The sequence below is a fragment of the Acinetobacter sp. YH12134 genome, assembly GCF_013418555.1.
Taxonomy (GTDB): domain Bacteria; phylum Pseudomonadota; class Gammaproteobacteria; order Pseudomonadales; family Moraxellaceae; genus Acinetobacter; species Acinetobacter indicus.
Genome location: NZ_VPBT01000050.1, coordinates 1 through 1,791 on the forward strand (window position 1 = coordinate 1; position 1,791 = coordinate 1,791).

A 1,791-nucleotide genomic window follows, 5' to 3' on the forward strand; every position below is an offset into this window, starting at 1 on the left:
TTAAGTTCTTTATCCGACATAGACACCAACATATCAAACCGTCCGCTAAGAAAATTGCAAAAGTGCATATTCTAAAAGCGGACATTTTTACTTTGGAGAAACCGGACATTTCTACTTTGGGCTTACATTTTGACTGCGTATAACGTGCATTATGTTAATTTTAGAGAAATTACATAATCACAGACACAGCCTTAAAAAATAAAAGACTTGTGTGCCACGATTCCTGTCATTGCACCATCACCGACAGACAACGCAACAGAACCGCCAGAGCGAGTCACATCACCACATGCATAAACGCCTTTAATATTGGTTTCTTTTGCTGGAGAAGTTTTAATCGCTTCACCATATTCATTGCTGTCAATGTCTAAACCTAAATTACGAATCCAATCTGCCTGTAAACGAGTGACTGTAGACACGAATAGACCATTTAAAGTTGTATGCTCTCCATCTACAAACACGATGTCACAATGGTTTTCAATCCGTGCAACTTTACGAGTTTCTATGACAATTTGACGCTTAGAGAGTTTCGCCAAGAGTTCATCATCTAATTGTTCAGCTTTAATGGCATCATTTAAAAATAATGTTGTATTTCCCCAATCAGGCAACATCAATGCTTGATGTAATGAATGCATACCCGATGCAAGCACACCGACCTCACCCATATTCAGCTCATATCCATCACAATAAGGACAGTGGTAGATCGATTTACCCCAACGTTCTGCTAAGCCATCAACTTGAGGTAATTCATCTTTTACGCCTGTGGCAATAATGATTTTTTCTGCTTGGAACTGTTGCTCTCCAGCACTTACCAAATATTGACCATCTATAGCTTTTACATCCGTTACTGTTTCAGATAACCATGAAACTGTTAAGTATTTTTCAACTTGTGCTCGGGCTTCTGCCGCAATTGCATCAGGTGCACGACCATCTTGAGTTAGAAAGTTATGTGAATGCTCTGCAAAGCGGTTTCTACGTTGTCCTGCATCAATAATCAAAATTTGACGACGAGCACGTGCTAAAGGCAATGCAGCAGAAAGACCTGCATAGCTACCACCAATAATTACAACTTCATAGTTCATTAGAAATACACCAAATATGTAACTTTTAAAGTTACTATATCATTTTTAGAATTGATATGAAACTTTCAATGTTACAATCTATCCAATCCATTCACTTCTAGATCTAACTATGCGTAAAGACAGTAAACTTTCTCGAATGCTTCATGTACTTTTACATATGGCTCGTGAAGATAGGCCTTTCACGTCAGATTACATCTCCGAAATGCTCGAAACGAATCCTGTTGTTGTACGTAGAACAATGTCAGGCTTAAAGAAGCATGGATTTGTTGATTCAGAGAAAGGACCTGGGGGCGGTTGGACTTTGATTAAGTCTTTAAGTGACATCTCTTTGTATGATGTTTATGTGGCAGTAGGTGAGCCGTCAATTTTTGCGATTGGCAATGAAAATAAGCAGCCTGATTGTTTGGTTGAACTCGTCGTAAACCAAGCTCTAGATCAAGCATTCATTGAAGCCCAACAATTACTTATTAATAATTTAAAGTCGACTAAACTAGATAAATTAGCACATGATTTTCAGATTGAATGGGATAAACATATTGTTAATAAACATGCTCATTTAACATAAAATCTCTTATGCGAAATCCAATTGTAAGCCCAAAGTAGAAATGTCCGGTTTCTCCAAAGTAAAAATGTCCGCTTTTAGAATATGCACTTTTGCAATTTTCTTAGCGGACGGTTTGATATGTTGGTGTCTATGTCGGATAAAGAACTT

Annotated in this window: 2 protein-coding genes; one reads left to right on the forward strand and one right to left on the reverse strand. The window is 37.7% G+C overall.

The features are described 5' to 3' along the window. Positions 1-191: 191 nt before the first annotated feature. Positions 192-1,079 carry an NAD(P)/FAD-dependent oxidoreductase gene (locus FTU69_RS14625; protein ID WP_163145945.1) on the reverse strand — a complete coding sequence of 296 codons (888 nt, stop codon included), beginning with the start codon at positions 1,077-1,079 and terminating at the stop codon, positions 192-194. A gap of 109 nt (positions 1,080-1,188) precedes the next feature. On the opposite strand from FTU69_RS14625, the gene FTU69_RS14630 reads away from it, so the two are divergent. Then, positions 1,189-1,644, forward strand: a complete 456-nt coding sequence (locus FTU69_RS14630; RefSeq protein WP_163145944.1) for an Rrf2 family transcriptional regulator — start codon at positions 1,189-1,191, stop codon at positions 1,642-1,644. Positions 1,645-1,791 lie beyond the last annotated feature (147 nt).

Coding starts and splice junctions, on each gene's coding strand:
- FTU69_RS14630 (WP_163145944.1), top strand. CDS start 1,189: ATGCGTAAAGACAGTAAACTTTCTCGAATGCTTCATGTACTTTTACAT.
- FTU69_RS14625 (WP_163145945.1), bottom strand. CDS start 1,079: ATGAACTATGAAGTTGTAATTATTGGTGGTAGCTATGCAGGTCTTTCT.